The organism is Neoroseomonas rubea (assembly GCF_016106015.1).
Classification (GTDB): domain Bacteria; phylum Pseudomonadota; class Alphaproteobacteria; order Acetobacterales; family Acetobacteraceae; genus Neoroseomonas; species Neoroseomonas rubea.
Genome location: NZ_JACADQ010000301.1, coordinates 1 through 5,296, shown reverse-complemented (window position 1 = coordinate 5,296; position 5,296 = coordinate 1). Strand labels below are relative to the sequence as shown.

Genomic DNA, 5,296 nt, shown 5'->3' with positions numbered 1-5,296 from the left:
CGGCAGGCGCGGGCGCGGCCGCGGCGGCCGGCGCGCCGGAAGCGGGCACCGCCTCCCCCGCCTCGACCAGCACGGCGATCACCTCGTTCACCTTCACGCCCTGCGTCCCGGCGGGCACGAGGATCTTGCCGAGGATGCCCTCATCCACGGCTTCCACTTCCATCGTCGCCTTGTCGGTCTCGATCTCGGCGATCACGTCGCCGGCCTTGATGCGCTCGCCTTCCTTCTTCAGCCAGCGCGCCAGGTTGCCCTCCGTCATGGTGGGGGAGAGTGCGGGCATCAGGATGTTCGTCGCCATCGGTGCTTCCCCCGCCTTACTTGTAGGTCACGCGCTTCGCGGCATCGACCACCTGCTCGAGGCGGGGCAGCGCGAGCTTTTCCAGGTTCGCCGCGTAGGGCATCGGGATGTCGAGGCCCGTGACGCGCACCGGCGGCGCATCGAGGTGGTCGAAGCACGTCTCCATGATCTGCATCGCGACCTCCGCGCCGATGCCGGCATAGGGCCAGCCTTCCTCGAGCGTCACCAGGCGGTTCGTCTTGCGCACCGATGCCGCGATCGTCGCCGTGTCCAGCGGGCGCAGGCTGCGCAGGTTGATAACCTCCGCGCTGATGCCCTGCGCGGCGAGCGCATCGGCCGCCTGCATCGCCATGCCGACCATGATGGAGAAGGCGACGATGGTCACGTCCGTGCCCTGCCGCTCCACCTTGGCCTTGCCGATCGGCAGGATGAACTCCTCATCCGTCGGGCAGTCGAAGGTCTGCCCGTACATGATCTCGTTCTCGAGCACGATGACCGGGTTCGGGTCGCGGATCGCCGCCCGCAGCAGCCCCTTGGCGTCCGCGGCCGACCAGGGCGCGACCACCTTCAGCCCCGGGCAATGCGCGTACCAGGAGGCGTAGCACTGCGAATGCTGCGCCGCGACGCGGGACGCCGCGCCATTGGGCCCGCGGAAGACGATCTGGCAGCCCAGCTGCCCGCCCGACATGTACAGCGTCTTGGCGGCCGAGTTGATGATCTGGTCGATCGCCTGCATCGAGAAATTGAAGGTCATGAACTCGACGATCGGCTTGAGGCCCGTGAAGGCCGCGCCCACCGCCATGCCGGTGAAGCCGTGCTCGGTGATGGGCATGTCCATCACGCGCTTGGGGCCGAATTCGTCGAGCAGCCCCTGGCTGATCTTGTAGGCGCCCTGGTACTGCGCGACCTCCTCGCCGATCAGGAACACGTCGCGGTCGCGGCGCATCTCGGCCGCCATGGCATCGCGCAGCGCCTCGCGCACCGTGATGGCCTGCATCGGGCCCCAGTCGCGCTCGGGCTGCATCTCGGGCGCGCGCGGGGACGCGGGCACGGTGGCATCCGCGCGCTGCGCGGTGCCGGCATCGGCGATCATTTTCTCGTTCTCGCGCGGGTTCTTGTTGGTGATGCCCTGCATGGTCGCGGCCGTGCCGCCGGCGCCGCCGTCAAGCTCGGCGATGGCGCTGTTCACCTGCACGCCCTCGGTGCCCTCGGGCACCAGGATCGCGGTGATGGTGCCCTCGTCCACCGCCTCGACCTCCATCGTCGCCTTGTCGGTCTCGATCTCGGCGATCACGTCGCCGGACTTCACCGCATCGCCTTCCTTCTTGAGCCAGCGCGCGAGCTTGCCCTCGGTCATGGTGGGCGAAAGGGCCGGCATCAGAATCACGGCGCCCATGTCACTTCGCCTCCACGAGAACGTCGGTCCAGAGCTCGGATTCCGGCGGCTCGGGGGAGGCCTGCGCGAAGTCGGCGCTGTCCTGCACGATCGCCTTCACCTCGTCGTCGATCACCTTGAGCTCGGCCTCGGTCACGCCAAGCTGCTCCAGCAGCATCTTGCGCGCCGTCTCGATGCAGTCGGACGTCTCGCGCATCTTCTGCACTTCCTCCCGCGTGCGGTACTTCGCCGGGTCGGACATGGAATGGCCGCGGTAGCGGTAGGTCTTCATCTCGAGCAGGTAGGGCCCCTTGCCGGCGCGGCAGTGGGCGACGGCGCGCTCGCCGGCCTCGCGCACCGCGATCACGTCCATGCCGTTCACCTGCTCCCCGGGGATGCCCCAGGCGGCGCCGTTCTGCGACAGGTCGCGCGACGCGCTGGCGCGCTCCACGCTCGTGCCCATGCCGTACTTGTTGTTCTCGATGATGAAGATGCAGGGCAGCTTGAACAGCGCGGCCAGGTTCAGGCTTTCATAGACCTGGCCCTGGTTCGACGCGCCCTCGCCGAAATAGGTGACGGCGACGTGGCCGTCCTCCCGGTACCAGTTGGCGAAGGCGAGCCCGGCGCCGAGGCTCACCTGCGCGCCGACGATGCCATGCCCGCCATAGAAGCCCTTCTCGCGGGAGAACATGTGCATGCTCCCGCCCTTGCCCTTGGAATAGCCGCCGATGCGCCCGGTCAACTCGGCCATGACGCCGCGCGCCTCCATCCCCGTCGCCAGCATGTGGCCGTGGTCGCGGTAGGAGGTGATGACCTGGTCGCCGGGCTTGAGGCACATCTGCATGCCGACCACGACCGCTTCCTGCCCGATATACAGGTGGCAGAAGCCGCCGATCAGGCCCATGCCGTACAGCTGGCCGGCCTTCTCCTCGAAGCGGCGGATCAGCAGCATGTCCCGGTAGGCCTTCATCAGGTCCGCGCGGCCGATCGGCGGTTCCTTGGCCTTGCCGCGGCGCTTCTGCTGGGTCTCTGCGGCCTGGGCCATGCGCGGTTTCCTCCGGGGCGACGATCCTGTTCGGACATAGGGCGCCGCACGGCCGCCGCGCAAGCGCCCCGCCCCGGAAAAATCGTTCTTTTGCAATGCAATACGACAGTTAACCGAAAACTGGTTAAACACTCGCCCGCACCGTCCCTGCGTCATTTGGCGCCACGGGCGCGCGCAAGGAAGCGGCCATGGCGGCGCGACATCGCGCAATTTTCGGATACGGTGGCGCCGGCTGGCGGAAGGAGCGGACCAGCCGCCCGGTGGAAAATTTCCCGTGCGCGGACCCGCGCCCCCGGCCCCTACTGGTAGAGCCGCCGCTCCGGACCGTAGGGCACGACGATCTCGTCCCGCCCGACCATGTTCAGCAGCGCCCGCGCCCGTTCATCCAACTGGTCGCGATCGACCCGCTCGCCACGCAGGCCCGTGACGCGGCGCTCGATCGCCTCGCGCTCCGCCTCGGCCCGGCCGAGCTCCGCCCGCGCCGCGGCGATGTCGGCAACCCGCTGCTCGCGCGCGATCAGGCCGCGCTCGCCGTGCATGGCGTGCCAGATGAAGTATCCGGACAGCGCCAGGAACAGCGACGGCAGGGCAAGAGCCTGGAAGATGCGCCTGAGGAAACGCAAAGGGGACAACCCGAGGTGGTAGCGAAGCCTGATTCTAATCGCGCCCGCGAATCCGTGTCACCCGCTTCGTCCAGGAAATCCGCGCCCACGGATTACTTTTCCGTATCGGCGCGGCAGAAAGGACTCACATCCGGCGGATCGCGCCACGCCCGGCATAGCGCGCGGCCGGCCCCAGCCCCTGCTCGATCCGGATCAGCCGGTTGTACTTGGCCAGCCGATCCGACCGCGACAGCGACCCGGTCTTGATCTGCCCGCAATTCGTCGCCACCGCCAGGTCGGCGATGGTCGCGTCCTCGCTCTCGCCGGAACGATGGCTCATCACCGCGCGGTAGCCGGCGCGATGGGCCGTCTCCACCGCCTCCAGCGTCTCGGTCAGCGTGCCGATCTGGTTCACCTTCACCAGGATGGCGTTGGCGGTGGCGCGCTCGATCCCCTGGCGCAGCCGCTCCGGGTTCGTCACGAACAGGTCGTCGCCCACCAGCTGGACCTTGGCGCCGATGCGGTCGGTCAGCGCCTTCCAGCCGGCCCAGTCATCCTCGCTCATGCCGTCCTCGATCGACACGATCGGCCAGTTCGCGCACAGGCCCGCCAGGTAATCGGCCATGCCGCCGGCATCGAGCGTCTTGCCCTCGCCTTCCATCACGTAGCGGCCGTCGTGGAAGAACTCGGTCGCGGCGCAGTCGAGCGCGAAGACCACATCCTCCCCCACCCGGTGGCCGGCGGCCTCGCAGGCCTTGGCGATGAAGCCGAGCGCCTCCTCGGCCGACTTCAGGTTCGGCGCGAAGCCGCCCTCGTCGCCCACATTGGTCGAATGCCCCGCATCGTGCAGCGCCTTCTTCAGCGCCATGAACACTTCCGATCCGACGCGCACGGCATCGGCGATCGTGCCGGCGCCGACCGGCATGATCATGAATTCCTGGATGTCGATCGGATTGTCCGCGTGCTGGCCGCCATTGATGATGTTCATCATCGGCACCGGCAGGGTGCGGGCAAACACGCCGCCGACATGGCGATAGAGCGGGATGTCGAGATCCGCCGCCGCGGCCTTGGCCACCGCCAGCGACACCGCCAGCATCGCATTCGCCCCGAGCCGCCCCTTGTTCGGCGTGCCGTCCAGCTCGATCAGCGTCTCGTCGATCCGGACCTGGTCGAGCGGATCCATCCCCGAGATGGCGTCGAAGATCTCGCCCTCGACATTGGCGACGGCCTTGAGCACGCCCTTGCCGCCGTAGCGGGACTTGTCGCCGTCGCGCAGTTCCACCGCCTCATGCGCGCCGGTCGAGGCGCCGGAGGGAACGATGGCGTGGCCGCGCGCGCCGGTGTCGAGCACCACCTCCGCCTCGACGGTCGGGTTGCCGCGGGAATCGAGGACCTCGCGGGCGATGATGTCGGCGATGGCGGCCATGCGGGCGGCACTCCGGGTCGGGCTGGGATGGCGCGGTGGCTACACCGCGGATGGCGGCGCGCCAATCCCCCCTGCCGGGCGTGGGACGTTCCGATCTGCGGCCCGCAGGGCCGAGCGCCCGAACGGGCGCCGCCGCTGGTGCGGCGCGCCTGGGGATGCGGATGCATCCCGCCCGGCGTCTGAGGGGCGGATCAGCGCGCCTGCGCCTCGATCGCGCGCAGCCGGGCCACCGAGGCCGCGAAAGCCTCCACGCCCCCCTCGTCCCCCGCCCCCGCGGCGCGGTGCGCGGCCGGCATGGCGCCGAACATCTGGGCCAGTTCCGCCGCCGCCACATCCGGCGCATCGCCCGAAAGCCGCGCCTGGGTGCGGTTCCACAGCGCCATCCGGTCCTGGGGGGAGAGGTTTTGGTCGCGCCGCGCGGCGGCCAGCACGGCTTCCTGCGCGCCGCGCCAGGCGCGGTGGCGCTCGGCCAGCACCGCGCGCAGGCCGCTCCGCGCATCCCGCCCCACCAGCGCCTGGAGGAAGCCGGTGGCCTCGGCGACCGCGCCCT

The 5,296-nt window shown here is 69.6% G+C and carries 6 protein-coding genes; all 6 read right to left on the bottom strand.

The genetic code is table 11. The annotated features are described in order from the left end of the window. A partial coding sequence (locus HW577_RS20210) for a biotin/lipoyl-containing protein (RefSeq protein WP_198377929.1) occupies positions 1-298 on the bottom strand: 298 nt, incomplete at its 3' end. 16 nt (positions 299-314) lie between these two features. Further along, positions 315-1,694, bottom strand: a complete 1,380-nt coding sequence (locus tag HW577_RS20205; RefSeq protein ID WP_198377928.1) for a pyruvate dehydrogenase complex E1 component subunit beta — start codon at positions 1,692-1,694, stop codon at positions 315-317. Position 1,695: 1 nt separating this feature from the next. Continuing rightward, complete coding sequence (gene pdhA / locus HW577_RS20200; RefSeq protein ID WP_232475095.1) at positions 1,696-2,643, bottom strand: pyruvate dehydrogenase (acetyl-transferring) E1 component subunit alpha; 948 nt, start codon at positions 2,641-2,643, stop codon at positions 1,696-1,698. A gap of 374 nt (positions 2,644-3,017) precedes the next feature. Next, the gene (locus tag HW577_RS20195; protein ID WP_198377926.1) at positions 3,018-3,341 is read right to left on the bottom strand and encodes an FtsB family cell division protein; all 324 of its coding nucleotides are present in this window, start codon (positions 3,339-3,341) and stop codon (positions 3,018-3,020) included. 124 nt (positions 3,342-3,465) lie between these two features. Continuing rightward, positions 3,466-4,746: a phosphopyruvate hydratase gene (eno, locus tag HW577_RS20190; RefSeq protein WP_198377925.1), complete on the bottom strand. Its 1,281-nt coding sequence runs from the start codon at positions 4,744-4,746 to the stop codon at positions 3,466-3,468. Between the two features lie 191 nt (positions 4,747-4,937). Then, positions 4,938-5,296: hypothetical protein (locus tag HW577_RS20185; RefSeq protein WP_198377924.1), on the bottom strand; the 359-nt coding region annotated here is incomplete at its 5' end.

Coding starts and splice junctions, on each gene's coding strand:
- HW577_RS20205 (WP_198377928.1), bottom strand. CDS start 1,694: ATGGGCGCCGTGATTCTGATGCCGGCCCTTTCGCCCACCATGACCGAG.
- pdhA (WP_232475095.1), bottom strand. CDS start 2,643: ATGAAGGCCTACCGGGACATGCTGCTGATCCGCCGCTTCGAGGAGAAG.
- eno (WP_198377925.1), bottom strand. CDS start 4,746: ATGGCCGCCATCGCCGACATCATCGCCCGCGAGGTCCTCGATTCCCGC.